The 25,929-nt window shown below is 69.6% G+C and carries 24 protein-coding genes; 5 read left to right on the top strand and 19 right to left on the bottom strand.

Annotated elements, in window-relative coordinates:
• Position 1: 1 nt before the first annotated feature.
• Positions 2-2,284 carry an MMPL family transporter gene (locus OHA11_RS09515; RefSeq protein WP_266494060.1) on the bottom strand — a complete coding sequence of 761 codons (2,283 nt, stop codon included), beginning with the start codon at positions 2,282-2,284 and terminating at the stop codon, positions 2-4.
• Between the two features lie 450 nt (positions 2,285-2,734).
• On the opposite strand from OHA11_RS09515, the gene OHA11_RS09510 reads away from it, so the two are divergent.
• Complete coding sequence (locus OHA11_RS09510) at positions 2,735-3,292, top strand: DUF1697 domain-containing protein (protein ID WP_266494057.1); 558 nt, start codon at positions 2,735-2,737, stop codon at positions 3,290-3,292.
• Positions 3,285-3,665 carry a DUF4440 domain-containing protein gene (locus OHA11_RS09505; protein ID WP_266494054.1) on the top strand — a complete coding sequence of 127 codons (381 nt, stop codon included), beginning with the start codon at positions 3,285-3,287 and terminating at the stop codon, positions 3,663-3,665. The genes OHA11_RS09510 and OHA11_RS09505 overlap by 8 nt, the downstream gene beginning before the upstream one ends.
• Here the strand turns inward: OHA11_RS09505 and OHA11_RS09500 are convergent.
• Positions 3,637-4,599 carry a transglutaminase domain-containing protein gene (locus tag OHA11_RS09500; protein WP_266494052.1) on the bottom strand — a complete coding sequence of 321 codons (963 nt, stop codon included), beginning with the start codon at positions 4,597-4,599 and terminating at the stop codon, positions 3,637-3,639. The two genes, OHA11_RS09505 and OHA11_RS09500, sit on opposite strands and share 29 nt — an antisense overlap.
• 58 nt (positions 4,600-4,657) lie before the next feature.
• On the bottom strand, positions 4,658-5,530 hold the full coding sequence (locus tag OHA11_RS09495) for an aldo/keto reductase (protein WP_266494049.1): 873 nt from the start codon (positions 5,528-5,530) through the stop codon (positions 4,658-4,660).
• 38 nt (positions 5,531-5,568) lie between these two features.
• On the opposite strand from OHA11_RS09495, the gene OHA11_RS09490 reads away from it, so the two are divergent.
• Positions 5,569-6,606 carry a ketopantoate reductase family protein gene (locus tag OHA11_RS09490; RefSeq protein WP_266494047.1) on the top strand — a complete coding sequence of 346 codons (1,038 nt, stop codon included), beginning with the start codon at positions 5,569-5,571 and terminating at the stop codon, positions 6,604-6,606.
• A 70-nt stretch (positions 6,607-6,676) separates the two neighbouring features.
• On the top strand, positions 6,677-7,264 hold the full coding sequence (locus OHA11_RS09485; RefSeq protein WP_266507052.1) for a TIGR03086 family metal-binding protein: 588 nt from the start codon (positions 6,677-6,679) through the stop codon (positions 7,262-7,264).
• Between the two features lie 308 nt (positions 7,265-7,572).
• Here the strand turns inward: OHA11_RS09485 and OHA11_RS09480 are convergent, their stop codons facing one another.
• Complete coding sequence (locus OHA11_RS09480) at positions 7,573-8,112, bottom strand: GNAT family N-acetyltransferase (RefSeq protein ID WP_266507051.1); 540 nt, start codon at positions 8,110-8,112, stop codon at positions 7,573-7,575.
• 1,077 nt (positions 8,113-9,189) lie between these two features.
• On the opposite strand from OHA11_RS09480, the gene OHA11_RS09475 reads away from it, so the two are divergent.
• Positions 9,190-10,404 carry a helix-turn-helix transcriptional regulator gene (locus OHA11_RS09475; RefSeq protein WP_266494045.1) on the top strand — a complete coding sequence of 405 codons (1,215 nt, stop codon included), beginning with the start codon at positions 9,190-9,192 and terminating at the stop codon, positions 10,402-10,404.
• 162 nt (positions 10,405-10,566) lie between these two features.
• Here the strand turns inward: OHA11_RS09475 and OHA11_RS09470 are convergent, their stop codons facing one another.
• The 15 genes from OHA11_RS09470 to OHA11_RS09405 form a co-directional block, all read right to left on the bottom strand.
• Complete coding sequence (locus OHA11_RS09470; RefSeq protein ID WP_266494043.1) at positions 10,567-11,304, bottom strand: sirohydrochlorin chelatase; 738 nt, start codon at positions 11,302-11,304, stop codon at positions 10,567-10,569.
• A gap of 6 nt (positions 11,305-11,310) precedes the next feature.
• Positions 11,311-12,246, bottom strand: a complete 936-nt coding sequence (locus OHA11_RS09465; protein WP_266494040.1) for an ABC transporter permease — start codon at positions 12,244-12,246, stop codon at positions 11,311-11,313.
• Positions 12,233-13,021 (bottom strand): ABC transporter ATP-binding protein, encoded by a 789-nt coding sequence (locus OHA11_RS09460; RefSeq protein WP_266494038.1) that lies wholly within the window; start codon positions 13,019-13,021, stop codon positions 12,233-12,235. The genes OHA11_RS09465 and OHA11_RS09460 overlap by 14 nt, the downstream gene beginning before the upstream one ends.
• A 36-nt stretch (positions 13,022-13,057) precedes the next feature.
• Entirely contained in the window at positions 13,058-14,164 is a 1,107-nt protein-coding gene (locus tag OHA11_RS09455; protein WP_266494037.1) for an ABC transporter substrate-binding protein, read from the bottom strand.
• 230 nt (positions 14,165-14,394) lie between these two features.
• Positions 14,395-15,750, bottom strand: coding sequence for a sulfate adenylyltransferase subunit 1 (locus OHA11_RS09450; RefSeq protein ID WP_266494034.1), 1,356 nt, complete (start codon positions 15,748-15,750; stop codon positions 14,395-14,397).
• A gap of 2 nt (positions 15,751-15,752) precedes the next feature.
• Positions 15,753-16,694 (bottom strand): sulfate adenylyltransferase subunit CysD, encoded by a 942-nt coding sequence (cysD, locus tag OHA11_RS09445; protein WP_266494032.1) that lies wholly within the window; start codon positions 16,692-16,694, stop codon positions 15,753-15,755.
• Positions 16,691-17,242, bottom strand: a complete 552-nt coding sequence (cysC, locus tag OHA11_RS09440) for an adenylyl-sulfate kinase (protein WP_266494030.1) — start codon at positions 17,240-17,242, stop codon at positions 16,691-16,693. Before cysC ends, cysD begins: the two co-directional genes overlap by 4 nt.
• A 35-nt stretch (positions 17,243-17,277) precedes the next feature.
• Entirely contained in the window at positions 17,278-18,057 is a 780-nt protein-coding gene (locus tag OHA11_RS09435; RefSeq protein WP_266494028.1) for a phosphoadenylyl-sulfate reductase, read from the bottom strand.
• Positions 18,054-18,233 (bottom strand): hypothetical protein, encoded by a 180-nt coding sequence (locus OHA11_RS09430; protein ID WP_266494026.1) that lies wholly within the window; start codon positions 18,231-18,233, stop codon positions 18,054-18,056. Before OHA11_RS09430 ends, OHA11_RS09435 begins: the two co-directional genes overlap by 4 nt.
• Positions 18,230-19,924: a nitrite/sulfite reductase gene (locus OHA11_RS09425; protein ID WP_266494024.1), complete on the bottom strand. Its 1,695-nt coding sequence runs from the start codon at positions 19,922-19,924 to the stop codon at positions 18,230-18,232. The genes OHA11_RS09430 and OHA11_RS09425 overlap by 4 nt, the downstream gene beginning before the upstream one ends.
• 136 nt (positions 19,925-20,060) lie before the next feature.
• Positions 20,061-20,144 carry a putative leader peptide gene (locus OHA11_RS48315; protein WP_309486338.1) on the bottom strand — a complete coding sequence of 28 codons (84 nt, stop codon included), beginning with the start codon at positions 20,142-20,144 and terminating at the stop codon, positions 20,061-20,063.
• A gap of 127 nt (positions 20,145-20,271) precedes the next feature.
• On the bottom strand, positions 20,272-20,841 hold the full coding sequence (locus OHA11_RS09420) for a GNAT family N-acetyltransferase (RefSeq protein WP_266494022.1): 570 nt from the start codon (positions 20,839-20,841) through the stop codon (positions 20,272-20,274).
• A 208-nt stretch (positions 20,842-21,049) separates the two neighbouring features.
• Positions 21,050-22,423 carry a hypothetical protein gene (locus OHA11_RS09415; RefSeq protein ID WP_266494019.1) on the bottom strand — a complete coding sequence of 458 codons (1,374 nt, stop codon included), beginning with the start codon at positions 22,421-22,423 and terminating at the stop codon, positions 21,050-21,052.
• A 220-nt stretch (positions 22,424-22,643) separates the two neighbouring features.
• Complete coding sequence (locus tag OHA11_RS09410; RefSeq protein WP_266494017.1) at positions 22,644-23,924, bottom strand: GAF domain-containing protein; 1,281 nt, start codon at positions 23,922-23,924, stop codon at positions 22,644-22,646.
• A gap of 351 nt (positions 23,925-24,275) precedes the next feature.
• The gene (locus OHA11_RS09405) at positions 24,276-25,928 is read right to left on the bottom strand and encodes an acyl-CoA dehydrogenase family protein (protein WP_266494014.1); all 1,653 of its coding nucleotides are present in this window, start codon (positions 25,926-25,928) and stop codon (positions 24,276-24,278) included.
• Between the last annotated feature and the right edge of the window lies 1 nt (position 25,929).

The raw sequence follows: 25,929 nt of genomic DNA, 5'->3' as shown, positions 1-25,929 counted from the left end.
GTCAGACCCCGACCTTCTCCCCTTCGACCGCCGGAGGCGGCGGCGAGGACGCGGCCTCGGGGGACTCGTCGTGGCTGAGGTCCGGCAGGCGGTTCAGCCACTTCGGGAAGTACCAGTTGCGTTCCCCGAGGAGGGCCATCACCGCCGGGAGCAGCACACCGCGGATGATCGTCGCGTCGATCAGGACCGCGGCCGCGAGACCCACGCCCATCTGCTTCATGGACTGCATGGACAGCGTGCCGAAGATCGCGAAGACGGCGACCATGATGACGGCGGCGCTGGTGATGACTCCGGCCGTCGTGACGACCCCGTGCTGGATGGCGTCCCGGGTCGTCAGCCCCCGCATCCGCGCCTCACGGATCCGCGAGACCACGAACACGTGGTAGTCCATCGAGAGCCCGAAGAGGATCACGAAGAGGAACAGCGGCAGCCAGGTGATGATGGCGCCCACGCCCTCCGCGCCCACCAGCGACGCGCCCCAGCCGTGCTGGAAGACGGCGACCAGGATGCCGTAGGCCGCCCCGACCGAGAGGAGGTTGAGGACGATCGAGGTGATCGCGATCGTCAGCGAGCGGAACGACAGGAGCATCAGCAGGAAGGCGAAGACCACGACGAAGGCGAAGACCGGGGCCACCGCGCTCACGAGTTGGTCGTTGAAGTCCTTCGAGCCCGCGACCTGTCCGGTCACCGGAGCCTCGACCCCGTCGACCTTGCCGAGCGTCGCCGGACGGACCTCGTCGCGGATGGTCTCCAGGCTCTTCTCGGCCTCGTCCAGGTCCGAGCCGCCCACCAGCGGCACGTAGACGAAGGCGAGGTTCTGCGCGTCGTGCACCTTGACCTCGACCGGACCGCGCGAGGCACCCGAACTGACCGCCCGCGCACGGAAGTCGGCGATCGCGGACTTCACCTCGGCGGAGTTGATGTCGTCGGCCTTGACGACCACCTCGGCCGGGTCGGAACCGCCGGGGAAGGCCTCGTTGACCCTCTCGTACGTCTTCACGATCGGCAGCGAGTCGCCGAACTCCTGGTCCAGCGTGAGGTTCTGAGTCTTCATACCGAGCGCGGGGGCCGCGATGGCCAGCAGCGCGCCCGTCGCGACGACCAGCGAGATCGCCGGCTTGGCCAGCACCACCCGCAGCACGCTCGTCCAGAACCGGCTTCCACCGTTGGCCGAACCGCCGTTGGCTGAACCGCCGTTGGACTTGCGCCGCTTGTCCGGGTGCAGGAACGGAATCCGCCCCTTCTCGACCCGCGTACCGAGCAGCGAGAGGACCGCGGGCAGGACCGTCACCGAGCCGACCATGGCAACCGCCACGACCATCAGGGAAGCCAGTCCCATCGCCTTGAAGGTGGCGATTCCGGTGAACAGCATGCCCGCCATCGCCACGCACACCGTAACACCGGAGACGATGATGGCGCGGCCACTGGTCGCCGCGGCGATCCGCAGCGCGGTCTCGGGGTCCCGGCCCGCCGAGCGCTCCTCGCGCTCGCGCCGCAGATAGAACAGGCAGTAGTCGACGCCGACCGCCAGACCGACGAGCAGCATCACGGAGCTGGAGGCGTCGTCCATCGGCTGCAGATGGCTGACGAGCCCCATCAGACCGATCGTCGCCATGATCGCGGTGATCGCTAGCAGTACCGGCACCAGCGCCGCCACCAGCGCGCCGAACGCGATCAGCAGAATGCCGAGGGCGACGGGTACGGCGGAGTACTCGGCCTGCTTGAAGTCGTTGCCGAACGCGTCGTCGAACGTCTTGTTCATGCTGGCGCCGCCGATCTCCTCGATCAGCACCGCCTCATGGTCCTTCTGCACGGTGTCGACGGCCTTCAGGACGGGCTCCACCCGCTCGCCCGCCGTGTCCGCGTCGCCGCGCATGTCGAACTGCACCAGCGCGCTGCGGCCGTCCTTCGAGATCGTGTCCGTGTCGTACGGCGAGGCCACATCGGTCACCTTGCCGGTGCCCTCGACCGCCTTCATCACGGCGTCGACGGCGGCGCGGAACTCGGCGTCCGTCGCCTTGACACCCGCGCCCTTCCCCTGGATGAGGACGGTCTCCCCGGCCGGCTCCTCGATGCCCGCGGCCTCCGCGATGGCCGCGGCCCGTCCTGTCTCGCCGCTGAGCTGGTCGCTGTCCTTGAGTTCGACCGTGCCCGCCGCGGAGCCGAGCCCCATGGCCAGGACGACGAACAGCAGCCAGATCCCGACGGCCGCCCAGCGGTGCCGGGCACTCCAGCCGCCGGCCCGGGCCGCTATGCCCCGAACCCGCGTGTCTCCGTTCCCCATGACGGGCTTGCCTCCTCGTGTGCGGCGCCGACCTCCTGTCGACACCTCTGACTTCGAAGGTATGGGGCGGATAAGGATCTCTCGTCGTGCTGCTCGGTGAGGTACCGGGAGCCCGACTCCTCCGCTCGGACCCCACAGCCTCAGCACTGAGGAGGATGGGAGCCCCTTACATGCAAAGCGGCGCCTCGGGGGTCGTGATCAGGGTGTCCGGTGCGCCCCACCGGTGTGTCCGGTACGCCGCCGGTTGCCGCCCGACCTGCGGGGAAGATCCCTTTTGAATGTTACGAAAGCTTGTTGAACAAGTCACAACTGTGCATGGGTGTTGCTCTGAGCGCGCCCATCGGCCAGGGTCGTACCAACCGGACGGTAACTTGCGTTGTCCGGGCGCCCGCGAACCGCGGCCGTCGTGCCCACCCCCACGGGGCACGACGGCCGCTTTATGGTGTGCGGATGACTGTGGGTATGACGACATACGCGGCCCTGCTGCGCGGCATCAACGTGGGCGGCGCCAAGAAGGTCCCCATGGCCGAACTGCGCACCCTCATGGAAGGCCTCGGGTACGGGGACGTCGGCACGTATCTCCAGAGCGGGAACGCCGTCTTCGCCAGCGGCCACGGCGACGAGGACTCGCTCGCCGCGGAGCTGTCGGGGGCGCTGGAGAAGCGCTTCGGCTTCACGGTCGACGTCCTGGTGCGTGACCACGCGTATCTGCGGGCCGTCCTCGACGCCTGCCCGTTCCCGGCCGCCGACCTGGAGGCCAGGCAACTGCACGCCACGTACTTCTCCGAGCCGGTCGGCCCGGAACGCTTCGCGTCGATCGACCAACAGGCCTTCCTGCCCGAGGAGTTCCGCCTGGGCGACCGCGTCCTCTACCTCTACGCCCCCGACGGCCTCGGCCGCTCCAAACTGGCGGAGACCCTGTCGAAGCCCCGGATGACGAAGGGCATCGTCGCCACCACGCGGAACTGGAACACCGTCACCAAACTCGCGGAGCTGACCAGTGGCTGACCACAGCCCCGCCGTCGAGGCGGCCATCGAGGGCGAACTGAGCCTCCTCGACCCGGCGATCCGCCGCTCACCCGAACTCCTCGGGGCGCTGCTGCACCCCGGCTTCCACGAGTTCGGCGTCTCCGGGCGGCACTGGGACCGGGTCTCGATCATCGCCAGCCTGGCGACGACGGAGTCGGGATCCAGCCCGAGCGTCACCTCCCGCATGAAGGGCGTCGAGCTCGGCCCGGACCTGGTCCACCTCACCTTCGACACCGAGAACAACGGGCGCCACGCGCACCGCAGTTCGCTGTGGCGGCGGACGGCGGAAGGATGGCAGCTTTACTTCCACCAGGGAACCCCGTTCAGCCCCGAAACCCCTCGGGAAGCCTGACCTTCCGGACACCGAGGTAGGTCGTATACGAGACGATCTCGTCCGGGACGGCGAGGCGAGGGTCGGCGTAGAGCCGCCGGATCTCCTCTGCCGAGAGGGCAGACTCGGTCGTGGTCGTGGTCGTGGTCGTGGTCGTGGTCGTGGTCTTGGTGGTGGCCGTGGCTGCCGCGTCGAGCAGCGCGAGATCGTCCGCCGTCACCTCCGGCTCGTCCTTCGTGGCCAGCGCCCACATGTCCCACGGCAGCACCTCCACCCCGCTGAGGGCCGCGAGATCCCGTACGACGTTGCAGCGCACGAACCACAGGCCCCGCAGGTCGCCCGTAGGGAGGGGGATCCCGAAGGCGTCGGGGTCCGCGTCGCCCGCCCGGCACGCCTGCCAGGCGGCTCCGGCGACGAGGAACTGGTCCGGTGGGACGTCCAGCGGGTCGAAGGACACGTCGTGCGCCCCGTCGGCCACCTGGGCGTCGGCGAGTCGCCAACTGCCGTCCCGCAGACGGTGTTCGGTGACCCAATGGTCCGAGTGGGTCACGGGGGAGGAGCCGTCCTCGAAGTACGTGGCGAAGCCGCACCGGACGCGTGCGGGCGTGCCCGTCGCCCTCAGTAGCGCGCACAGCAGCAGGGCGAAGTCCCGGCACGTCCCGGCGAACCGCGCGCCGAACTCCCGGTGTTCGGTGAGCGGCGCCCGCCCGCGCTCACGCAGGATCCGCAGGATCTCGCTCACGTACCGGGCCTCGGCGTCCTGGTGACGGCGCTCCTCGGGCATCGCGTACCCGAAGTGCTCACCCTCCTCCCGATGGATGAGCAAGTTGCGTACGAGGACGGCGAGTTCGCGAGGGTCGGCGGGCAGGTCGGCCGGTAGGGCGCTGCCGGGGTCGCTGTACGGGCTCTGCTTGAGATAGAAGCGGAAGGGGGAGTGGAAGCCGTCGGAGTCCATGCCCAGGATCCTGGGGTCTGCCCCCTGCACATTGTCAAGAAATGTCGCACCGGCAAGGTCACCCCAGGGCGTCGAGGCGGGACATGTCGTCCGCGTCGAGCCGTACGGTGGCCGCGTCGAGGTTCTCCTCCAGATGGGCGGGGGAGCTCGTGCCGGGGGTCGGGCAGAGTGCGGGGGAGTGGTGCAGCAGCCAGGCCAGGGCGATCCGGCCGGGTGAGGTACCGCGTGCGGCGGCGATGTCCGCGCAGACCCGCGTCGCCGTTGCTCGGCCCGCCGCTTTCGGGGACGTCGTCAACGAGCCGTTGCCCAGCGGGAACCAGGGCAGGAACGCGAGGCCGTGTGCCTCGCACAGCTTCAGCAGTGGCTCCGAGGCGCGGTCGGTGAGGTTGTACCGGTTCTGCACGGACGCGATGCCGTCCGTCAACTGCCTTGCCGCTGTGAGCTGTTCGGCCGTGACCGTGTCCAGGCCGATGTGCCGGATCTTGCCCTCGCGGCGCAACTCGTCGAGCGCGCCCAGCTGTTCGGCCATCGGCACGTCCGGGTCCAGCCGGTGCAGCTGGTACAGGTCGATCGTGTCGAGGCGCAGCCGCCGTAGGCTCGCCTCGCACATCGCCCGTAGCCGCTCGGGCCGCCCCTCGATGTGCCAGGCGTCCGGACCGGTGCGTACGACACCGCCCTTCGTGGCGATCACCAGGCCGGGCGGATACGGGTACAGGGCCTCGGCGACGAGCGCCTCGGCGATCGACGGACCGTAGTTGTCCGCCGTGTCGATCAGCGTGACCCCGCGCTCCACGGCCCGCCGCAGCAGGCCCACCGCGTCCCGGGCGTCGCCGCGCGGCCCCCAGTACCCGGGTCCGGTCAACTGAGCGGTGCCGTAACCGAGACGGCGTACGGGCAACCGGCCCGCGAGCTCGAAGGTTTCCGGAATCATTGATGGAGCGTACATATGTTTGTGGCAGGCTCGGACGTATGCGCTACATCGTCATTGGAGCAGGGGCTGTCGGCGGGGCCATCGGCGGTCGCCTCGCCGAGTCGGGGCACGACGTGGTGCTGGTCGCGCGGGGCGCGCAGTACGAGGCGCTGCGCGAGCGGGGGCTGCGCCTGGTGACGCCCGACGGTCCGCGTACCCATCGGCCGCCCGTCGTGGACGGGCCGCACGCGCTCGGCGAACTGGGCGCGGAGGACGTGCTCGTGCTCGCCGTCAAGACGCAGGACAGCGAGGCGGCCCTGGAGGCGTGGGGACCGGTGCCCGTGGCGGGCGGCGGCACGGCCGCCGAGCGGCTGCCGCTGGTCTGCGCGCAGAACGGGGTGGAGAGCCAGCGGCTCGCGCTGCGCCGCTTCCGGCGGGTGTACGGGGTGTGCGTATGGCTGCCCGCGACGTTCGTCGAGCCGGGGGTGGTGTCCGCCGCCTGTGCGCCGCTGACCGGGATCCTGCACCTCGGACGGTATCCGCACGGCACGGACGAGACGGCGCGGCGTATCGGCGCCGACCTGTCCGCGTCCCGCTTCGAGGCGCCGGTCGTGGCCGACGTGACGCGGTGGCAGTACGCCAAGCTCCTCGGCAACCTCGCCAACTCGATCGAGGCGGTCAGCGGCCTGCTCACCAGCGAGGAGGGCATCGCGCTCTACGCCCGGGTGCGTGCCGAGGGTGAGGCCGCGCTGACCGCGGCGGGCCTTGCCTACGCCTCGGAGGAGGAACAGAAGGAGGCCCGCGCCGACAAGATCCGTTTCGAGCCCTTCGACGGGTCCGAGCGGGGTGCCGGGTCGTCGTGGCAGTCGCTGAACCGGGGCACGGGGACGATCGAGGCGGACTATCTCAACGGGGAGATCGCCCTGCTGGGGCGGTTGCACGGCGTACCGACGCCGCTCAACGACCTGCTGCAACGGCTCGCGAACGACTTCGCGCGTGAGCGGCGGCCGGCCGGTTCGATGCCGGTGGACGAGCTGGTGCGGCTGGCCGATGAAGCTGTCGCGTTTGTTCAAGAGGGTGCGGGGTCGCGTCCCTAGCGTGGGGCGCATGGACAAGAACGCGGACAAGAAGTTGGGCGAGGGGAACCCTCCCTGTGTGCTCTACACGATGGAGAGCCTGCATCCCGTCATGGTCGAATGTGCCGCCGAGGCCGCTCGTGTCGCGCGCGGGGTTGCGGTGGCGCAGCTCGCCGGGGCCACGCACTGTCCGGACTGGGATGTCCGGGCTCTGGTGAACCACTGGGTGCTGTACACCTCGCACGGTCTGGAGCATCGGGCGCTGCGCGAGCCGCTCTCCGAGGAGCTGACCGGGCGGGACTTCGCCGCGGGGCCGGAGTGGGCGTCGGCGTATGCCGCCCAGCTCGACCGGGCGGTTGCCGCGTGGGCGGATCCGGTGGTGTGGGAGGGGGAGGTGGATTTCGGGATGGGGTCGATGGCGGCTCCCGAGCTTGCCTCGATGATCGTGAAGGAGATGGCGGTGCATGGGTGGGATGTGGCGGTTGCCACCGGTCAGGAGTACCGGATCTCGGATGCGGCGGCCCGTGTCGTCCTCGATGTCGTCGTCACGCACGGCGACGTGTACCGCCAGTACGACGGCTTCGCGGCCGCTGTGCCGGTGGCCGACGACGCCCCGGTCTTCGCCCGGGCGCTGGGCCTGAGCGGCCGGGACCCACGCCTGGCCCGTGCGGGCACCTGAACAGACCTGTTTCGCCCCCGCCGCCCCGACCCTCCCCCACTCTCGGTTTCGGTCGAGCGGGGGGACCCCCATTGTCACCACTCGGGGGCGCTGCCCCCGAACCCCGCTCCTCAAACGCCGGAGGGGCTGACTACCAGCCTGTCCGGCGTTTGAGGACGAGCGCGTTCAGCGCGATACGGGGGTCTGGGGGCGGAGCGCCTTCTTAAAGGGTGGGTGGCTCTGACGCGTAAATAGCGGCAGGTCAGGGCGGGTGTGGACAGGGTAACTAGCCACCGCAGGGTAGACCCTTTGCAGCCGAACGGCCGAGCTCAATCGGACGGCGTGACCGGGGACCGTAGGCCGAGCCACTGCTCGGCGTCCCAGGCATGGAACCGCTCTACCTCGGTGAACCCCAGCTTTGCCGCGAGGCGCATCGAAACGACGTTTGCGGTCTGGGTGGCGAGCACCACCGGCTCGCCGGGAAGGACGCCGTCGAACCAGTCGAGTGCCGCCGCGCACGCCTCGGCGGCGTACCCGAACCCCCACGCCCGGGGCAGGAACAGGTAGCCGAGATCGGCTTTCCCCGCGGCAGCCGGGCGGTGGTGCTCCGGTGCTCTTCTGAGCAGGATCTGGCCGATCATCGCCCCGTCGAGATCAACGACAAAACTCCCGGGCCACTGCTCGGGCACCCCGGGCATCTCTCGCTCAAGCTCGTCACGCGGACGGGGGCCGCCGAGGTACGTGTGCACCTCTGGTGACGCCAGCAGCTCGATGAACGCCGCACGGTCGCGGGCCTCGGACTCACGGAGCACGAGCCGCTCAGTCTTGATCGGGGCAGGCGGCCAGGCGACGCGTCCGAGTTCAGTCATCGCGGGCAACCTATCGCAGGCCCGTGAGAGTGATCCGAGAGAAAAGGACGCCTGGGCGCCCTGTGCGGACACCTCGGCGTCGCTCTCGCGGTAGGGGTTGTCTCCTGTCGGCGTGACGCGCCAGAAGGTTTCCGCCGTTGCCTTGAACTGACGATGCGTCGGGTTCAAGCCCGTGTGCTTCAACGCCCATACCTCAACTGGCAAGCGTTCATCGTCAGTTGGCTGAGTCTGCACCCCGCACATCATGCACTCGGCGGAGTAGATGCCCTGCGGGGCACCCTCGGCGGTTTCCGGCCCGAGCGTCCATTCAGCGGCTTTGATGATCGAGCGCGTCACAGTTCCCCCCTGCTACGCCGGTTCGCTTCGGCCACCTGGGCACTCAGCCTGCCTCTACTGCCCTTGCCCTTACAGCGCGGGCACGAGCAAGGCGGATATGAGCTTGAGTAGTCCGGCACGCGCGCCGGTTTCACGGTGTGCTTGCTGCGAACGGGAGTACGGGCGCCTGTCTCCGGATTGATCCGGTAGACCTCAATCGTCATCACTGGACGTGCCCCCACGGGGCGCCCTGGGCGCCTGTGCGCGCGCTCCTGGGCGCCTCGCCCAGGTTGGCCACGTAGGGCCGGACCATGGCGCCTGTGCGCTCCCAGTCGGCAGGCGGGAACCACTCTGAGCGCACATGCGGCTGCGGCTGCCATGCCTCACCCTGGGCGTGCCTGCCCCTACGTTGCCTGCGCACGTCGACCAGCCTCGCGCCCAGCACGTTCGGGCTGGGGCGCCTGCGGGGCGCAGGCGGCGCTACAGGAGGTGTTGCGGGGCGGGCGTGTCTGCCGGGGGCGCGTCGGCCCAGGGCCGCTCTCACTCGATCGAGTAGACGTGATACGTACATGGGTGGCTGCCTGCTTCCTTCAGGTGGTCCACGCCCCCGGACCGGTCGCGCGGTCGCGGGGGTCCTTGCGTCTGTCCACGCTGCCGCGCTGCACGGAGGCCGCACCACGGCAGAACTGCCGCATTTAGGCGGCACGTTGGCTGCACGGGCTACCCTGACCAGGGAAGACGGCACCCGGACGGAGTACGGGCATGGCAGGCAAGCGGCAGCGTCTAGCACAGCGCCGGAAGGCGAGCGGGTACACCCAAGAGCAGTTCGCAGATGCCCTGAAAGTCGATCGCACCACGGTGCAACGCTGGGAACGGGGAGAAGTAGACCCCCAACCGCATCAGCGGCCGAAGATGGCAAAGCTGTTGCAAGTTACGTCCAGAGAGCTGGACGAATTGCTTGCCTCCGACGTTCTGCCCTCCGGTCCGGTGAACGGATGGATTACAGTCGCTGAGCCTGCCAACAACGATGAAATGGCCGCCTGGGAATTGGCTCGCCGAGTGCAGGAAAGCGACGTCGGACCGGAAACGCTTGCGCGACTAGAGCGCGCCTTCGATGAATTGGCCACCGCCTATCCGGTAACTCCTCCGGCTGAACTCTTGGAACGGGTACGGCAGCACTCCGCGTATGTCGTGCAGTTGCTTGACGCGCGCAAGACGCTCGCGGAACACAGACGTTTGCTGGTAGTCGGTGGTTGGCTGTCCCTCCTCGGCGCAACGCTCCACATCGACCTCAAACAGATCCATGCAGCAACGGCCAGACTGCAAGCGGCTGTCACGCTCGCCCGGCAAGTGGAACACCCGGAAATCGAAGCATGGTGCTACGAAACCGACGCGTGGCGCGTGCTAACAGATGGCGACTACGCGCGGGCACTTGAACTGTCCCTAGCCGCTCAAAATGTCGCGCCTCCGGGAACGTCGGCACTGATTCAGGCAACCGCCCAGGAAGGGCGCGCACACGCGAGGCTTGGCCACGCGACAGAGACATACACGGCTATCGAGCGGGTACAGAAGATGGCTGCCAAGCTGGGAATTACTGAGCGCCCGAAAGAGCATCATTATCAGTACGACCCTGCAAAAGCGCTCGCCTACACGGCAACTACCCTCGCATGGTTGGGCGACGCTGCGGCAGAACCTTACGCGCGTGAGGTTATCGCGCGTCTGAGCCCTTCCAATGACATCACCAAATGGCCGCGCCGAGTGGCCTCCGCCAACATTGACTTGGCGCTAGTTCTCCTCGCGGACAACCGCCTTGACGAAGCCTGCGACTCCGCCCAGAAAGCCATACTCAGTGGGCGCGTAGTCCCATCAAATCACTGGCGAGCGCTGGAAGTCGTCAAAGCGGTAGAGGCTCGACAACTTCCGGAGGCGCCCGACTTGCGCGAGGTGTACGAGGGCTTGAAGGCCATCGAAGCCTAGAAACACAGATAAGGCCCGGTATCCGCCCCGCAGATGCGAGGGAATACCGGGGCCTTATTCATGGCCGATCAATCAGCGCTCGCGCGTGAGAAGAAACTGTACGGGGCGGAGCCCCCAGGGACGGGACGGGTAGGGGCGGCGGGGGCGAAGAAAGCCCCCGGCTCAGGCGCCGATCGCCGCCAGCGCAGGAATCCGCGCCGCGTCGTAGCGGTGCAGGAGCACGCGGGCCACCTCCGGTGCCGGGCCCAGGACGTCCGACAGGATGTCCGCCTCGGCCGCCCCCCGCGCGATCCGGTCCGGCAGGAAGCCGGGAGCCAGTACGTACGGGGCGACAGCCACTCGCGCGCAGCCGAGAGCGCGCAACTCCCGCACCGCATCCTCCGTACGCGGCAACGACGCGGACGCGAACGCGGGCCGCACGGCGCGCCAACCGGTCCGCCGCCACTCCTCCGCGATATCCGCGATCACCGCGATCGCCTCCGGGTCCGTGGACCCCGCCGAGGCCAGCACGACCCCGGTCGAGGACTTGTCGACGGGCGCCAACCCCGCCTCGTACAACCGCCGTTCGAGTGCGGCGGTCAGCAGCGGCGACGGACCGAGCACCTCGGCCTGCCGGATCCGCAGCCGGGCGGGAGCCTCACTCAGCACCGCCGGGATGTCCGCCTTCGCGTGGAAGGCCCGGGTGAGGAGGAGAGGAAGGGCCACCACATCCCTCACCCCCTCCGCCGCCAGCGACTCCAACACCCCCGGGACCGAAGGGATGGTGAAGTCCAGGAAGCCGGTCTCCACGCGTACGCCCGGGCGCAGGGCCCGGACGCGCCGCACCAGGGCGTGCACCGTCGCGGCATGGCGCGGGTCGCGGCTGCCGTGGGCGATGACGAGAAGTACCGGTGCGGGCATGGGAGTTCAGCTCTTCACGAGGAGGCCGCGGGTGCGCAGCACCCACCGCTCCAGCGGACTGAAGATCAGCAGGTCGATGGCGATACCGACGATCAGGATGAGGAGGATGGCGAGGAACACCATGGACATGCTGTTGGCGGTTCGGCCGTTCTCCAGCAGCTGGCCGAGGCCGATGCCCAGGTCGGGCGAGGACGCGATGATCTCCGCGGCCATCAGCGAACGCCACGAGAACGCCCAGCCCTGCTTCAGACCCGCGAGATAGCCGGGCAGCGCGGCCGGCACCACGACGTGCCACGTACCGCGCAGCCCCGTCGCGCCCATCGTGCGGCCCGCCCGCAGGAACAGCGGCGGCACCTGGTCGACACCCGAGACGAGCCCGTTCGCGATGGACGGGACCGCGCCGAGCAGGATGACCGCGTACATCATCGAGTCGTTCAGCCCGAGCCAGAGCACCGCCGGCGGCACCCACGCCACCGAGGGCAGCGACTGGAGCCCGGACAGGATCGGGCCGATCGCCGCGCGGATGAACTTCACCCGGGCGACCAGCAGACCCAGGGGCGTACCGATGGCGAGGGCCATGAGGAAGCCGAGCAGGCCGCGCGAGACGCTCGTCCAGATGTATTCGAGGAGCGTGCCCTGGAGCCAGGCCTCGGTGACCTCGTCCCAGACCGCGGACGGCGCAGGCAGCTTGTAGCTGTCGGTGACCTTCGCCCACACCAGGACCTGCCAGACCACCAGCACCAGTGCCACGGCGACGATCGGGGGAAAGATCTTCTCCACGAAGGTCTTGCGGAACGGAGTGCGGCTGGTCTGGACCGTCTCCAGCGCGTCGAGGCCCGCTTCGAGTCCGGCGAGGTCGTTGCCTTCCTTGCCGCCGCCGTTCGTGACGCCACTGTTCGTGACGCTGCCGTCCTTGACGGTGCTCGTCTCAGTGCTGGCCATGACGGCGGATCTCCCCACGCAGTTGTTCGGTGATCTCGACGGACAGTTCCGCCACGGCGGAGTCCTCGATACGGCGCGGCTGCGGGATGTCGACCGTCCACTCCCGCGCGACACGCCCCGGGCGCGAGGAGAGCAGCACCACACGCTCGGCGAGCCGTACCGCCTCGCGCACGTTGTGCGTCACGAACAGCACCGACACGTTCGTCTCGCGCCAGATACGCGTCAGTTCGTCGTGCAGCACGTCCCGCGTGATCGCGTCGAGTGCCGCGAACGGCTCGTCCATCAGCAGCAGCTTGCTGTCCTGCGCGAGCGCGCGGGACAGGGCGACCCGCTGCCGCATACCGCCCGACAGCTCGTGCACCCGCTTGCCGTACGCGCCCTTCAGGCGGACGAGTTCGAGCAGCTCCTCCGCCTTCTCACGGCGCTCGGACTTCGGCACGCCCCGCAGCCTCAGGGCGAGTTCGATGTTCTTGCCCGCGGTCAGCCACGGGAAAAGGGCGTGCTCCTGGAACATCAGGGCCGGGCGGCCGTCGGTGCTGATGCCGCCCGCGGACGGCTTGTCGAGCCCGGCGACCAGATTCAGCAGCGTCGACTTGCCACACCCGGAGGCTCCCAGGAGGGTGACGAACTCGCCCGGCGCGACATCGAGCGTGATGTCGTCCAGGACGAGCTGCTGCCCGGCGGGTCCGGCGAAGGACTTCGAGACGTGCTCGATCCGCGCGGCGTACTCCACCGACGTACTGGCGTCGACGGTCTTGGCGAGGGCGGTTGCCATGGTCGTCACCTCCTGGGAACTCATGAGTGTCCGGGCTTACTTGACGCCGAGACCGGCGTCCTCGACCGTGCTCTTGCCTTCAGCCTTGAGGACCTTGTTCAGCGGCGCGAGATCGTAGATGCCGTCGAGCTTCGGCTGCTCCAGCAGACCCGCCTTCACCGCGTGCTCCGCCTCGGTGTTGAGGGTCGAGGCTAGCGGATCGTCGGTGAACTGGATCGACTTCCACGCCGGGTCGATCACGTTGGCGGGCAGCGCCTTGCCGGACAGCTCCTCCAGCTTGGTGTTGGCGGCGGCCTTCGCCTTGTCCGGGTTGGCGTTGATCCACGTGTTGGTCTTCACCGAGCCACGCAGCACCGCCTCGACGACGTCCGGGTGCTCCTTGAGGAACTTCTGCGACACGATGATGTTCGTGATCACGAACTTCTTGTCCGGCCACAGGCCGGCCTCGTCGAGCAGCACCTTGCCGCCCTCGGCGACCAGCTTGGACGCGGTCGGCTCCGGCACCCACGCACCGTCGATGGAGCCCGACTTGTAGGCGTCCGGGGTGATCTTGTTGTCCGTGCGGACCACGGACACATCGCCCTTGCCGCTCTCGGCGTCGACCTTCCAGCCCTGCTCCGCGATCCAGTTGAGGAACGCCACGTCCTGCGTGTTGCCCAGCTGCGGGGTCGCGATCTTCTTGCCCTTGATGTCCTTCAGGGACTTGACCTTGTCCGGGTTGACCACCAGCTTCACACCGCCGGACGCGGAGCCGCCGATGATCCGAAGGCCCTTGCCGTCGGTGGTGCTGTAGCCATTGATGGCGGGCGAGGGGCCGATCCAGCCGATGTCGATCGAACCGGAGTTGAGCGCCTCGATCTCCGAAGGACCCGCGTTGAACTGGGCGTACGAGGCCTTCGTGCCCCCCAGCTCCTTCTGCAGCAGCCCCTCCTGGTCGCCCACGAGTGCGGTGGCGTGCGTCAGGTTCGGGAAGTAGCCGATCCGGACGGTGTCGGTGGAGAGCTTCTTGCCCTCGGCGGCGACCTTCGAGGTGCCGTCGTCCTTGGACTCGGAGCCGTAGCCGCAGGCGGCGAGGGTGAGGAGGGGGAGCGCGGCTATGGCCGCGGCAGTGCGCCGGAAGGCTCGGGAGCGGTTGGCAGGCACGGGAGGGGTTCCTCTCGTTGGCCCGGCGGTCACGTTCTTCAGGTCGTGGCCGGGAGGTCGGCAGGTCTTCGTCGTATCCGCGACGGCGGGCGGGGGGACGGGGCGCGCAGGCAGTGCGCGTACGTCAGCACGCACATCGCGCCACCCCGCCGTGCCCGCTGCCGAGGGCGCCGCTGCCGACGCGGCCGCCCTCCTTCGCGAACGTGGAGTAGAAGTCGTGGGAAGTCATGTCAGAAGTCCCAACCGTCGTCGTCCGCCTCGGCCTTGACCGGCTCCGGAGAGGCGAAGGACTCGCCGACCATGCCCGCGGTGAGCGTGGTGCCGTCGGAGGGGTCGATCAGGATGAAGGAACCGGTGCGCCGGGAGTCGGCGTACGAGTCGACCGGCAGCGGCTCGGCCGTACGGATCTTGACGCGGCCGATGTCGTTGGCGACCAGGTGGCCCGGGTGCGGGTGCAGCGACAGGTCGTCGAGGGTCAGCCGGGACGGGATGTCCTTGACGATCGCCTTGACCGTGCGGGTGCCGTGCTTGAGCAGCACGCGGTGGCCGATCGTCAGCGGCGCGTCGGCGACGTGGCAGACGGTCGCCTCGACGTCCTGCGTGGTCGCGGGTGCGTCCTTGGTCGGTACGAGCAGGTCGCCGCGCGAGATGTCGACGTCGTCCTCCAGGAGGACCGTCACCGACTGTGTCGTCCAGGCCACGTCGACCGGCTCGCCGAGCAGGTCGATCCCGGAGATCCGCGACGTACGGCCGGAGGGCAGCACGGTGACCGCCTCGCCGACGCGGAAGGCGCCGGCCGCGATCTGGCCCGCGTACCCCCGGTAGTCGGGGTGTTCGGCGGTCTGCGGACGGATCACGTACTGCACGGGCAGACGCGCGTGGCAGGTCGTGAGGTCGTGGCTGACCGGGACCGTCTCCAGGTGCTCCAGGAAGGTCGGGCCGCCGTACCAGTCCATGTTGGCCGACGGGTCCACCACGTTGTCGCCGACGAGCGCGGAGATCGGGATCGCGGTGATCTCGGGGACGCCCAGCTCGGAGGCGTACGCCGTGAACTCCTCGGCGATCGCCGCGAAGACGGACTCCTTGTACTCGATGAGGTCCATCTTGTTGACCGCCAGCACGACGTGCGGGACGCGCAGCAGCGCGGCGATCGCCGCGTGGCGCCGGGTCTGCTCGACGACACCGTTGCGGGCGTCCACGAGGACCACCGTCAGCTCGGCCGTGGAGGCACCCGTCACCATGTTGCGGGTGTACTGCACGTGTCCGGGCGTGTCGGCGAGGATGAACCGGCGCCGGGCCGTGGCGAAGTAACGGTACGCCACGTCGATCGTGATGCCCTGCTCCCGCTCGGCCCGCAGACCGTCGGTGAGCAGCGCGAGGTCGGGCGTGTCCTGGCCGCGGTTGCGCGAGGCGTGCTCCACGGCCTCCAACTGGTCGGTGAGGACCGACTTGGAGTCGTGCAGCAGGCGGCCGACGAGGGTGGACTTGCCGTCGTCGACGGACCCGGCGGTCGCGAAGCGCAGCAGGGTCGTCTCGGAGAGCTGCTCGACCGAGAGCGGCACGGTGGGTTCGGCGGTGCTGGTCATGGTTAGAAGTACCCCTCGCGCTTGCGGTCTTCCATCGCGGCCTCGGACATCTTGTCGTCGGCGCGGGTGGCGCCCCGCTCGGTGAGCCGGGAGGCGGCGATCTCGGCGATCACGGCGTCCAGCGTGGTGGCGTCCGAGTCGACGGCACCCGTGCAGGACATGTCGCCCACGGTCCGGTAGCGGACCTGCCGCTTCTCGACACTCTCGCCGCCCTTCGGGCCGCCCCAGCCGCCCGCCGTCAGCCACATGCCGGCCCGCTGGAACACCTCCCGCTCGTGCGCGAAGTAGATCTCCGGCAGCTCGATGCCCTCGCGGGCGATGTACTGCCAGACGTCCAGCTCGGTCCAGTTGCTCAACGGAAAAACGCGGACGTGCTCGCCGGGCGCGTGCCGTCCGTTGTAGAGGTTCCACAGCTCGGGACGCTGGCGGCGCGGGTCCCACTGGGAGAACTCGTCCCGCAGTGAGAACACCCGCTCCTTGGCGCGGGCCTTCTCCTCGTCCCGGCGTCCGCCGCCGAACACCGCGTCGAACCGCTCGGCCTGGATCTTCTCCGTCAGCGGCAGGGTCTGCAGGGGGTTACGCGTCCCGTCCGGGCGCTCCTTGAGGACGCCGCGGTCGATGTAGTCCTGCACGGAGGCGACGTGCAGCCGCAGCCCGTGCTTCTTCACCGTACGGTCGCGGTACTCCAGGACCTCCGGGAAGTTGTGCCCGGTGTCCACGTGCAGCAGCGAGAACGGCACCGCGGCGGGCGCGAACGCCTTCAGCGCCAGATGCAGCATGACGATGGAGTCCTTGCCGCCGGAGAAGAGGACCACCGGCCGCTCGAACTCGCCCGCCACCTCACGGAAGATGTGCACCGCCTCGGACTCCAGAGCGTCCAGGTGGCTCAGCGCGTACGGGCTGTCGGTCCCCTCCTCGGAGACATCGGCAACGGTCGTCGTCATGCGAGACCCCTCTCGGCGAGCAGCGCGTGCAGCGCCGCCGCGGACTCCTGCACGGACTGGGTGTGCGACTCGATGCGCAGATCCGGCGACTCGGGCTCCTCGTACGGGTCGTCGACCCCGGTGAGACCCGAGATCTCGCCCGCCGCCTGCTTGGCGTACAGGCCCTTCACGTCCCGCTCGCTGCACACCTCGACCGGAGTGGCGACATGCACCTCCAGGTACGCGGCCCCGCTCGCCTGGTGGCGCCCCCGCACCGCCTCGCGGCTGTCCGCGTACGGGGCGATGACCGGCACGAGCGTCTTGACGCCGTTGCGGGCCAGCAGGTCGGCGAGGAAACCGATGCGCTGTACGTTCGTGTGCCGGTCCTCGCGGCTGAAGCCGAGGCCCGCCGTCAGGAACGTACGGATCTCGTCGCCGTCGAGCACCTCGACACGGTGGCCCTCCTCGCGCAGCCGTCCGGCCAGTTCGTACGCGATGGTGGTCTTGCCGGCGCTCGGCAGACCCGTGAGCCAGATGGTGGCTCCGGTCACTTGAATCTCCTGGTTCATCGAAGGCGACGAATTCATCGAAGTAGCAGCCATGATCAGCCGTGCAGTCCGCACTCGGTCTTCGCGCGGCCCGCCCAGCGGCCGGCGCGAGCGTCCTCGCCCTCAAGGACCCGGCGGGTGCAGGGGGCGCAGCCGACGGAGGCGTAGCCGTCCATCAGCAGGGGGTTGGTGAGTACGCCGTGCTCGGTGACGTACGCGTCGACGTCGTCCTGCGTCCAGCGGGCGATCGGCGAGACCTTGACCTTGCGGCGCTTCTCGTCCCAGCCGACGACCGGGGTGTTCGCCCGGGTCGGGGACTCGTCGCGGCGCAGACCCGTCGCCCACGCGCGGTACTTGGTGAGCCCCTCTTCCAGGGGCTTGACCTTCCGCAGCGCGCAGCACAGGTCGGGGTTGCGGTCGTGCAGCTTCGGTCCGTACTCGGAGTCCTGCTCGGCCACGGTCTGGCGCGGGGTGAGCGTGATGACGTTGACGTCCATCACGGCCTCGACCGCGTCCCGGGTGCCGATGGTCTCCTCGAAGTGGTAGCCGGTGTCGAGGAAGACGACGTCCACGCCGGGCCTCGCGCGGGAGGCGAGGTGGGCGACCACCGCGTCCTCCATCGAGGAGGTCACACAGAACTGCTTGCCGAAGGTGTCCGCCGCCCACTGGAGGATCTCCAGTGCGGAGGCGTCCTCCAGGTCGCGGCCGGCCTGCTCGGCGAGCGCCTTGAGCTCGGCGTCCCGGCCGAGCTCAGGGTCGGCCTGATTCTCGGTACGGGTATCGGTATGGGTGTCGGTATCGGTATGGGTATCGGCATCGATCCGAACGGTCGTCATATCTCGTCCCCTCCACCGTCGGTGCGCTGAACCCCCCGGGCAAGCAGCCCGAGGAACTTCAGTTGGAAGGCTCGACTGCATGCCGCGCATTCCCACGCGCCGTGCCCCTGCTCGCTGGGACGCAGGTCCTCGTCACCGCAGTAGGGGCAGTAGAAGGGCGCCGCACGCTCGCTCATGACAACGACTCCTCGCTGGCCCGCGTGGCCCACGTGGCGAAGCGCTCGCCGTCCTCGCGCTCCTCCTCGAAGCGCTTGAGCACGCGCTCGACGTAGTCGGGCAGTTCCTCCGAAGTGACCTTCAGACCGCGGACCTTGCGGCCGAAGCCGGCCTCCAGGCCGAGCGCGCCGCCGAGGTGCACCTGGTAGCCCTCGACCTGCTCGCCCTGGTCGTTCAGCATCAACTGGCCCTTGAGGCCGATGTCCGCGACCTGGATACGGGCGCAGGCGTTCGGGCAGCCGTTGATGTTGATGGTGATGGGCTCGTCGAACTCGGGGATGCGGCGCTCCAGTTCGTCGATCAGCGAGGCACCGCGCGCCTTGGTCTCGACGATGGCGAGCTTGCAGTACTCGATGCCGGTGCAGGCCATCGTGCCGCGCCGGAAGGGCGACGGCCGGACCGTCAGGTCGAGCGCCTCCAGGCCCTCCACCAGCGAGTCGATCCGCTCCTGCTCGACGTCGAGCACGATCATCTTCTGCTCGACGGTGGTGCGCAGGCGGCCGGAGCCGTGCGCCTCGGCCAGCTCGGCGATCTTCGTGAGGGTCGCGCCGTCCACGCGGCCCACGCGCGGGGCGAAGCCCACGTAGTACCGGCCGTCCTGCTGCCGGTGCACGCCGACGTGGTCGCGCCAGCGGGCGACCGGCTGGTCGGGCGCCGGGCCGTCGATGAGCGTGCGCTTCAGGTACTCGTCCTCCAGCACCTGACGGAACTTCTCGACACCCCAGTCGGCGACGAGGAACTTCAGCCGGGCGCGCGTACGCAGGCGCCGGTAGCCGTAGTCGCGGAAGATCGAGATGACGCCCTCGTAGACGTCCGGGACCTCGTCCAGCGGGACCCAGGCGCCGAGGCGCTGGCCGATCTTCGGGTTGGTGGAGAGACCGCCGCCGACCCAGACGTCGAAGCCGGGGCCGTGCTCCGGGTGGTTCACGCCGACGAAGGCGATGTCGTTGATCTCGTGCGCCACGTCGAGCAGCGGTGAGCCGGAGATGGCGGACTTGAACTTGCGGGGCAGGTTCGAGAAGTCCTTGTTGCCGATGATCCGGCGGTGGATCACGTCGATCGCGGGCGTGCCGTCGATGATCTCGTCCTCGGCGATCCCGGCGACGGGTGAACCGAGGATGACGCGGGGCGTGTCACCGCAGGCCTCGGTGGTGGAAAGCCCGACGGCTTCGAGGCGCTCCCAGATCTCCGGGACGTCCTCGATGCGGATCCAGTGGTACTGGACGTTCTGCCGGTCGGTGAGGTCCGCGGTGCCCCGGGCGAACTCCTGCGAGATCTCGCCGATGACCCGCAGCTGCTGGGTGGTGAGGCGTCCGCCGTCGATCCGCACCCGCAGCATGAAGTACTTGTCGTCGAGCTCCTCCGGCTCCAGGATCGCGGTCTTGCCGCCGTCGATCCCGGGCTTGCGCTGGGTGTAGAGGCCCCACCAGCGCATCCGGCCGCGCAGGTCGTTGGGGTCGATCGAGTCGAAGCCCCGCTTGGAGTAGATCGTCTCAATGCGTGTCCGCACGTTGAGACCGTCGTCGTCCTTTTTGAACTGTTCGTTGCCGTTGAGCGGGGTGAAGTGACCCACGGCCCACTGACCCTCACCGCGGTGACGGCTCACCTTGCGGCGGGGCGCGGCGGCGGGATTCTGCGGGGTGGCGGCCATGGTTGATACGTCCTTCGGGACTGCGGGACAGGAAGGAGAGCGGCTCATACCTGCGGAAACGAGCGCACACGAAAACGCGTGCGCTTCATCGCGCAGGGGGGAAGTAAACGGGGAAATACCGGCCGTGCCGGGGCGGTCAGCTCGCCGGACAGATGGCGCTGGACATGCGGCCGAGGTCGACGTGCCGCCGACTCACCAAGGCAATCCCAGTTCCAGACATGACGGAAGCGTGTCACGGCGATCTGGACACAGTCCAGCTTCGTCCACGATTCGGACACCCTTGTCCCGAGGTGTGAGACAAGGGTGGTGTCAGTCACACGGACCGGAGCGGACCGTGTCGTGCCAGGTCAGTCGACGTGCGCCCCCGGCCAGGGCCCGGGGGCCGTCACATCCGGCTCCTCCTCGACCTTGGTGTCGAAGAGCTTGAAGCCGCGGCGCAGGTAGTTGTCCATCGCGTGCTCCCCGTCCTTGCTGCATGTATGCAACCAGACGCGCTTGGTCTGCGCCCGCCCGGGCCAGCGGTCGGCCAGGTCCCAGGCCCGTGCCACGCCGCGCGAGAGGAGGTGCCCGCCGATGCGCCGGCCCCGGAAGGCGGGGATCAGCCCGAAGTGGACGATCTCCACGACGCCGTCGTCCTGCGCGTCCAGGTGCACGTACCCGGCCGGCGTCCCGCGGTCGTACGCGACCCAGGTCTCCGCACCCGACCGGTCCAGGTCCTCCTGCCACTGCGCGTACGTCCAGCCGAGCCGGTCCGTCCAGCGGATGTCGCCGCCGACCGCGGTGTACAGGTAGCGGCTGAACTCGGGGGAGGGCACCTCGGCGCGGACGATCCGGACGTCGCCGTCGGGGGCGGCGGCGGGCAGCTGGTCGGCCGGGGAGGTCTGCTCCAGGGACCAGGTGGTCACAGCGATGCTCATGCGGGCCAGCGAACCACGAAGGCGGGGCCCGCTCCAAAGCGGGCCCCGCCTCCAGGACGCCCATGTTGACGGCCGCCGCGGGCTCTTCGTCGACGCCCGAGGTCAGCCGTCGGGGGCCACTCCGATCACGTCGCGGACGGCACACGGATCGCCCGCATCACTCCACCGAGCAGATCACTTCACCGGACAGATCACTTCACCGAGCAGATCACTCCACTGAGGCGGCGACCGCCGACAGCGGTACCGCGTACAGGACCCGCTCCGGGTTCGCCGCCGACTCGGTGAGGGTCCACAGCTCGCCGGTCTCCTGCCAGTACGACAGGGACTCGGTGTGCCGGCCCCAGCAGGCGTACGCCACACCGGACCCGCACTTCGCGGCCTTGGCGGTGCCCTCGCTCTGCCGCCAGAGCGTGCCGTGCCGGTCGCGGCTGCCCGGGTCGTACCCCGTGTACCAGTCGGCCTCGCTCGCGCCGCTCGGTTTGTGGGAGAGGACGCCCTGGAGCCCGACGGCCTTGGTCTCGTACGCGTCGTCGGCGTTCACGTTGTCACGGGCGTCGCTGCCGAGCAGCCCCGCGCGGTCGCTCGCGGTGCTGAAGTCGTAGCGCCAGACGCGGGCAGGCTCGGTGCCGCCGGAGCTGAACCACTCGTTCGCGACCAGGCTGTCCGGGGTCGATGTCCGGTCCAGGGAGATGGAGCCGAAACAGGGGACCCCGTTGTCGTTGCTCGCGTCGCAGGCTCCGCCGGTGAGGCTGTACGAGCCGATGGCGGGCATCACGTACTGGTAGCCGCGTGCCGACCAGCCGCCGTCCACCTTGCCGACCTCGGGACTGTCGACGTCGGCCTGGAGGATGCGGTTCATGTCGAAGACGTACAGGGCGCTGTCGTGATCGGCGCCGTTCTTCGCGGTGACGATCAGCTTGTCCTGGTACCAGACCATGCCGCCGAGGCGGGAGCGGACGGCTTCGAAGTCCTGGCCGCCGGAGACCGGGGCGACCAGCAGAACCCAGCGGTACGTGAGGTTGTCCGGGTCGTTCGCGTCGATGACGGCGACCCGGGCGAGGCCCTTGTCGTCGGCCGGTTCGCCCGCCTTGTCGTCGTTGTGCGTCCAGCCCGCGAGGATGACGCGGTCGTCGCCCCACTTGCCGTCGTTGTCGGCGTCCCCGGAGGTGGTGACGGACTGCGGCAGCCACTTCTGTGTCTTCGCGTCCCCGTCGTCCCAGCAGTACGCGCGGGTGGCGGCCGGCTCGACGGGCAGGGCCGCCGACTCGGTGGCGTCGCAGTCGGCCTTGTTGCGCATCGGGTGGTTGGCGCTGTCGAGGACGGTGTCGACCCCGACGTTCCCGCCCATCCCGCTCTGGAGCGTGTCGAGCGTGGTCTCGTTGACCAGGTTCTCGTGCAGCTGGAGCTTGTTGACCTCGGACGAGGAGGTGATCGACGTCAGCGGGCCGGGATTGTCGCTCCCCGCGGCCTGCGAGGTGCTGATGATGGTCGCGGCGGCGGTGAGGGCGAGGGCGGTTCCGGACAGCGCGCCCCGCAGGACACGCCCCTTCTTTCGGCGGCGGTGTCTGCCTCTGGACGTCATAGGTCCTCCCGTCGTCGGCCAACTGCCTCCTGTGATCCGGCGGTTGAGCGCCGGAGGGGGCGGATGTGGGGGGCCGTGGGAAGGATGGTACGTCAGAGGGCGGGTGGCTCGGTCGAATATGCCGGAATCGGTCGCGGGTCGCTCCGCGGGTTGAGCGGGGGGCGTTGTGTGTTGGCTGCGGGTGTGTGGGGGCTTGTCGCGCAGTTCCCCGCGCCCCTTATCAGGCGGTTTTCCTTGCCCTGAGAATTCCCGGTGCCGTTGAGTGGGGGAGTAGGTTCAAGCGGTTGTCCGGCAGGAGGAGTTCGACTTCCGCGTCCTCGCAGAAACGATACGGCCGGTGTTCCAGGGCCCCGCCCAGATAGCGTCGCACGCGGGACATTTCGGCTCGTACCGTTACCGTGCGGGCCGGGTCGCCGAACATGTCGTCCGCCAGGGCCGCGGCGCTGCGGCCCGTGCGGTGCAGGGCCAGGAGGCAGAGTAACTCCGCGTGGCGGGGGCTCAGTTCGTGGGTCCAGGTGCCGGCGCCGCCCGTCACGGTCACCGACCAGCGGCGCGACCGCGTCAGGTCGAGCGCGATCCGGGTGGCGGCGCGGGGCACCGGTTTGTCCGAGGCACGCACCAGCCAGCCGCCCGGCAGCGGTTCCACCGAGCACAGGCCGAGCGACGGTACCCAGATCCGGTCCGCGCCGATCGTCCTGGGCAGCGCGAGCCTGTCCACGTACGGCATGCCGGTGATCGCCGCGGTCCAGCCGTCCTTGTCGACCGCGAGCGCGCGGCCGGTGATCCGGGCGAGCACCGGCGCGGCCACCGCGCGCAGCCGGTCCAGCGCGGTCAGATGCCGCTCCCGCAGCCGCGCCTCGGCGAGCTTGGCCACCGAGTCGACCCACGCGAGCGTCGCCGGGTGCATGGTCTCCCAGGGCCCGCTGAGGTCCACGACCCCGATCAGCTCGCCGTCGCGCGGATCGGTGATCGGCGCTCCCGTGCAGGTCCAGGTGGCGTGGGTGCGTACGAAGTGCTCGGCGGCGAAGACCTGGACGGGGCGGCGGACCACGGCGGGGGTGCCGACACCGTTCGTCCCGACGACCTCCTCGCCCCAGTCCGCGCCGATCTCGAAGCCGAACCCGTCGGCCTTGCGCAGCACCGGCCGGCTGCCCTCGCGCCACAGCACGCGGCCCTCCGGGTCCGCCACGACCATGATGTGGTGGGCGGTGTCCGCGACCGACAGCAGCCCCTCCCGCAGTACGGGGAGGATGTGCCGAAGCGGGGAGTCGCGGCGGCGCCGCTCGACCTCGTCGGGGCCGAGCACTCCGGCGCGGAAGTCGTGGTCGGGGTCGACGCCGCAGCGCAGCATCCGCCCCCAGGACTCCCCGATGACCGGCCGCGGATCGAGCCGGGCGCGCTCGCCGGCCAGGGTCGCGTTGCGCACCTCGTCGAGCACCCGTGCCGCCTGCGCCGCGTCCAGGGCGGTGAGCCGCGTCATGTCCATCGGCGAGTGCGCCACTGGGTCCTCCCGGAGAGTCTGAGCGGACAACTGGTCCCAGTCTTTCCGGCCGTGGGACCCAGGGCCCGTACTGACTGCACGTCTCATAGTGCCGCCTGTCCGTCGTGGACGGCGACACTCCGGACGTGGCGCGGAGGTTTCGCGCGGGGTGGGGAGAGCTTGCAACCCTCTGCAACCCTGGTGAACTTCCGCCGTATGTCCAAAAATTGGCGTAACGCCGCCTCGCGCGGTGTGCGTGCTCCGCTCAACGGGGCCACAGAACGGGGGTGGTGCCGTGTCGGCGCAGCACCACCCCCGTGCCGTACGCGTGTTGACGGTGTCTCAGGAGACGGGGTGTCTGGAGACGGTGTCTCAGGAGACGGGCCGCGCCCGCTCCACCACCGAGCCGAGGTCCAGGGTGTGCGGCAGGGTCCCGAACGTCGTTCCCCAGTCCCCGCCGAGGCGTGAGGCGCAGAACGCGTCGGCGACCTCCGGCGGCGCGAACCGGACCAGCAGCGAGCCCTGGAGCACCACCGCGATCCGCTCGACCACCCGCCGGGCGCGTCCCTCGATGCCCTCCAGGTCGGCGAGTTCGGTCAGCATGTTCTTGATCGCGCCGTCCAGGCGGTGGTCGGCGCCGCGCGCCTTGCCGACCTCCTGGAGGTAGGCGTTCAGGGCCCCCGGCTCGCGTTGCAGGGCGCGCAGGACGTCCAGCGCCTGGACGTTGCCCGCGCCCTCCCAGACGGAGTTGAGCGGCGACTCGCGCAGCAGCCGCGGCAGGCCCGACTCCTCCACGTAGCCGTTGCCGCCCAGGCACTCCAGGGCCTCCGCCACGACCGGCGTGCACCGCTTCGTCACCCAGTACTTCGCGGCCGGGACCGCGAGCCGCAGGAACGCCCGCTCCTGCTCGCTCCCGTCGTCGTACGCGGCGGCCAGACGCAGCCCGAGCGTCGTCGCGGCCTCCGACTCCAGGGCCAGGTCCGCCAGGACGTTCCGCATCAGCGGCTTGTCGATCAGCCTGCCGCCGAACGCCTCGCGGTACGTGGAGTGGTGGACGGCCTGGGAGACGGCCTGGCGCATCAGTCCCGCCGAGCCGAGCACACAGTCGAGGCGGGTCGCCGCGACCATCCCGATGATGGCGGGCACCCCGCGTCCCTCGTCCCCGACCCGGCGCGCCCACGTCCCGTCGAACTCGACCTCGGCCGACGCGTTCGACCGGTTGCCCAGCTTGTCCTTGAGTCGCTGGATCATGAACACGTTGCGTGTGCCGTCTTCCAGGACCCGCGGCACCAGGAAGCACGTCAGCCCGTCCGGTGCCTGCGCCAGCACCAGGAAGCCGTCCGACATCGGCGCCGAGCAGAACCACTTGTGACCGGACAGCTCGTACGTCCCGTCCTCGGCCAGTGCTCGCGCGGTCGTCGTGTTCGCCCGTACGTCGCTGCCGCCCTGCTTCTCCGTCATGCCCATCCCGAGGAGCACGCCGGCCTTCCGTGCCGCGGGCCGCATGTCCTGGTCGTACACCGTGGACGTGAGGCGTGGCTCCCACTCGGCGGCGAGAGCCGGGTCGGTGCGCAGTGCGGGCACCGCCGCGTGCGTCATCGACAGCGGGCAGCAGTTCCCCGCCTCGACCTGCGTCCAGACCACGAAGGCGGCCGCGCGCCGCACATGCCCGCCGGGCCGCGTCCACGCCGCCGTCAGGCCCGCCGAGACACCCTTGCCGAGCAGCCGGTGCCAGGACGGATGGAAGTCGACCTCGTCGATCCGGTTGCCGTAGCGGTCGTGGGTGCGCAGCTTCGGCGGGTTCTCGTTGGCCAGTGCCCCCCAGGACTGGACCTGCGCCGATCCGGACGTACGCCCGAGCGCCGACAGGTCGTCGCGCGCCTCGTCGAGCAGCTGTGGCTCGTCGGCCAGTTGTGGGTCGAGGTGCCGGTCGACCGCCTCCACCAGGGCCCGGTCGGCGTTGAAGACGTCGTACGCGACCAGCGGCGGGGCCTGGTTGGTCACGGTGTGGGTGCTGGCTGCCATG

The sequence above is a fragment of the Streptomyces sp. NBC_00878 genome, from assembly GCF_026341515.1.
GTDB lineage: Bacteria > Actinomycetota > Actinomycetes > Streptomycetales > Streptomycetaceae > Streptomyces.
The sequence above is the reverse complement of the archived record's forward strand: the minus strand, read 5'-3'. Positions and strand labels throughout refer to the sequence as shown.

What these genes read in the sequence shown, in the direction of transcription:
- OHA11_RS09515 (WP_266494060.1), bottom strand. Translation starts at nt 2,284, where the DNA reads ATGGGGAACGGAGACACGCGGGTTCGGGGCATAGCGGCCCGGGCCGGC.
- OHA11_RS09510 (WP_266494057.1), top strand. Translation starts at nt 2,735, where the DNA reads ATGACTGTGGGTATGACGACATACGCGGCCCTGCTGCGCGGCATCAAC.
- OHA11_RS09500 (WP_266494052.1), bottom strand. Translation starts at nt 4,599, where the DNA reads ATGGACTCCGACGGCTTCCACTCCCCCTTCCGCTTCTATCTCAAGCAG.
- OHA11_RS09495 (WP_266494049.1), bottom strand. Translation starts at nt 5,530, where the DNA reads ATGATTCCGGAAACCTTCGAGCTCGCGGGCCGGTTGCCCGTACGCCGT.
- OHA11_RS09490 (WP_266494047.1), top strand. Translation starts at nt 5,569, where the DNA reads ATGCGCTACATCGTCATTGGAGCAGGGGCTGTCGGCGGGGCCATCGGC.
- OHA11_RS09485 (WP_266507052.1), top strand. Translation starts at nt 6,677, where the DNA reads ATGGAGAGCCTGCATCCCGTCATGGTCGAATGTGCCGCCGAGGCCGCT.
- OHA11_RS09480 (WP_266507051.1), bottom strand. Translation starts at nt 8,112, where the DNA reads ATGACTGAACTCGGACGCGTCGCCTGGCCGCCTGCCCCGATCAAGACT.
- OHA11_RS09475 (WP_266494045.1), top strand. Translation starts at nt 9,190, where the DNA reads ATGGCAGGCAAGCGGCAGCGTCTAGCACAGCGCCGGAAGGCGAGCGGG.
- OHA11_RS09470 (WP_266494043.1), bottom strand. Translation starts at nt 11,304, where the DNA reads ATGCCCGCACCGGTACTTCTCGTCATCGCCCACGGCAGCCGCGACCCG.
- OHA11_RS09465 (WP_266494040.1), bottom strand. Translation starts at nt 12,246, where the DNA reads ATGGCCAGCACTGAGACGAGCACCGTCAAGGACGGCAGCGTCACGAAC.
- OHA11_RS09460 (WP_266494038.1), bottom strand. Translation starts at nt 13,021, where the DNA reads ATGGCAACCGCCCTCGCCAAGACCGTCGACGCCAGTACGTCGGTGGAG.
- OHA11_RS09450 (WP_266494034.1), bottom strand. Translation starts at nt 15,750, where the DNA reads ATGACCAGCACCGCCGAACCCACCGTGCCGCTCTCGGTCGAGCAGCTC.
- cysD (WP_266494032.1), bottom strand. Translation starts at nt 16,694, where the DNA reads ATGACGACGACCGTTGCCGATGTCTCCGAGGAGGGGACCGACAGCCCG.
- cysC (WP_266494030.1), bottom strand. Translation starts at nt 17,242, where the DNA reads ATGAACCAGGAGATTCAAGTGACCGGAGCCACCATCTGGCTCACGGGT.
- OHA11_RS09435 (WP_266494028.1), bottom strand. Translation starts at nt 18,057, where the DNA reads ATGACGACCGTTCGGATCGATGCCGATACCCATACCGATACCGACACC.
- OHA11_RS09430 (WP_266494026.1), bottom strand. Translation starts at nt 18,233, where the DNA reads ATGAGCGAGCGTGCGGCGCCCTTCTACTGCCCCTACTGCGGTGACGAG.
- OHA11_RS09425 (WP_266494024.1), bottom strand. Translation starts at nt 19,924, where the DNA reads ATGGCCGCCACCCCGCAGAATCCCGCCGCCGCGCCCCGCCGCAAGGTG.
- OHA11_RS48315 (WP_309486338.1), bottom strand. Translation starts at nt 20,144, where the DNA reads ATGTCTGGAACTGGGATTGCCTTGGTGAGTCGGCGGCACGTCGACCTC.
- OHA11_RS09420 (WP_266494022.1), bottom strand. Translation starts at nt 20,841, where the DNA reads ATGAGCATCGCTGTGACCACCTGGTCCCTGGAGCAGACCTCCCCGGCC.
- OHA11_RS09415 (WP_266494019.1), bottom strand. Translation starts at nt 22,423, where the DNA reads ATGACGTCCAGAGGCAGACACCGCCGCCGAAAGAAGGGGCGTGTCCTG.
- OHA11_RS09405 (WP_266494014.1), bottom strand. Translation starts at nt 25,928, where the DNA reads ATGGCAGCCAGCACCCACACCGTGACCAACCAGGCCCCGCCGCTGGTC.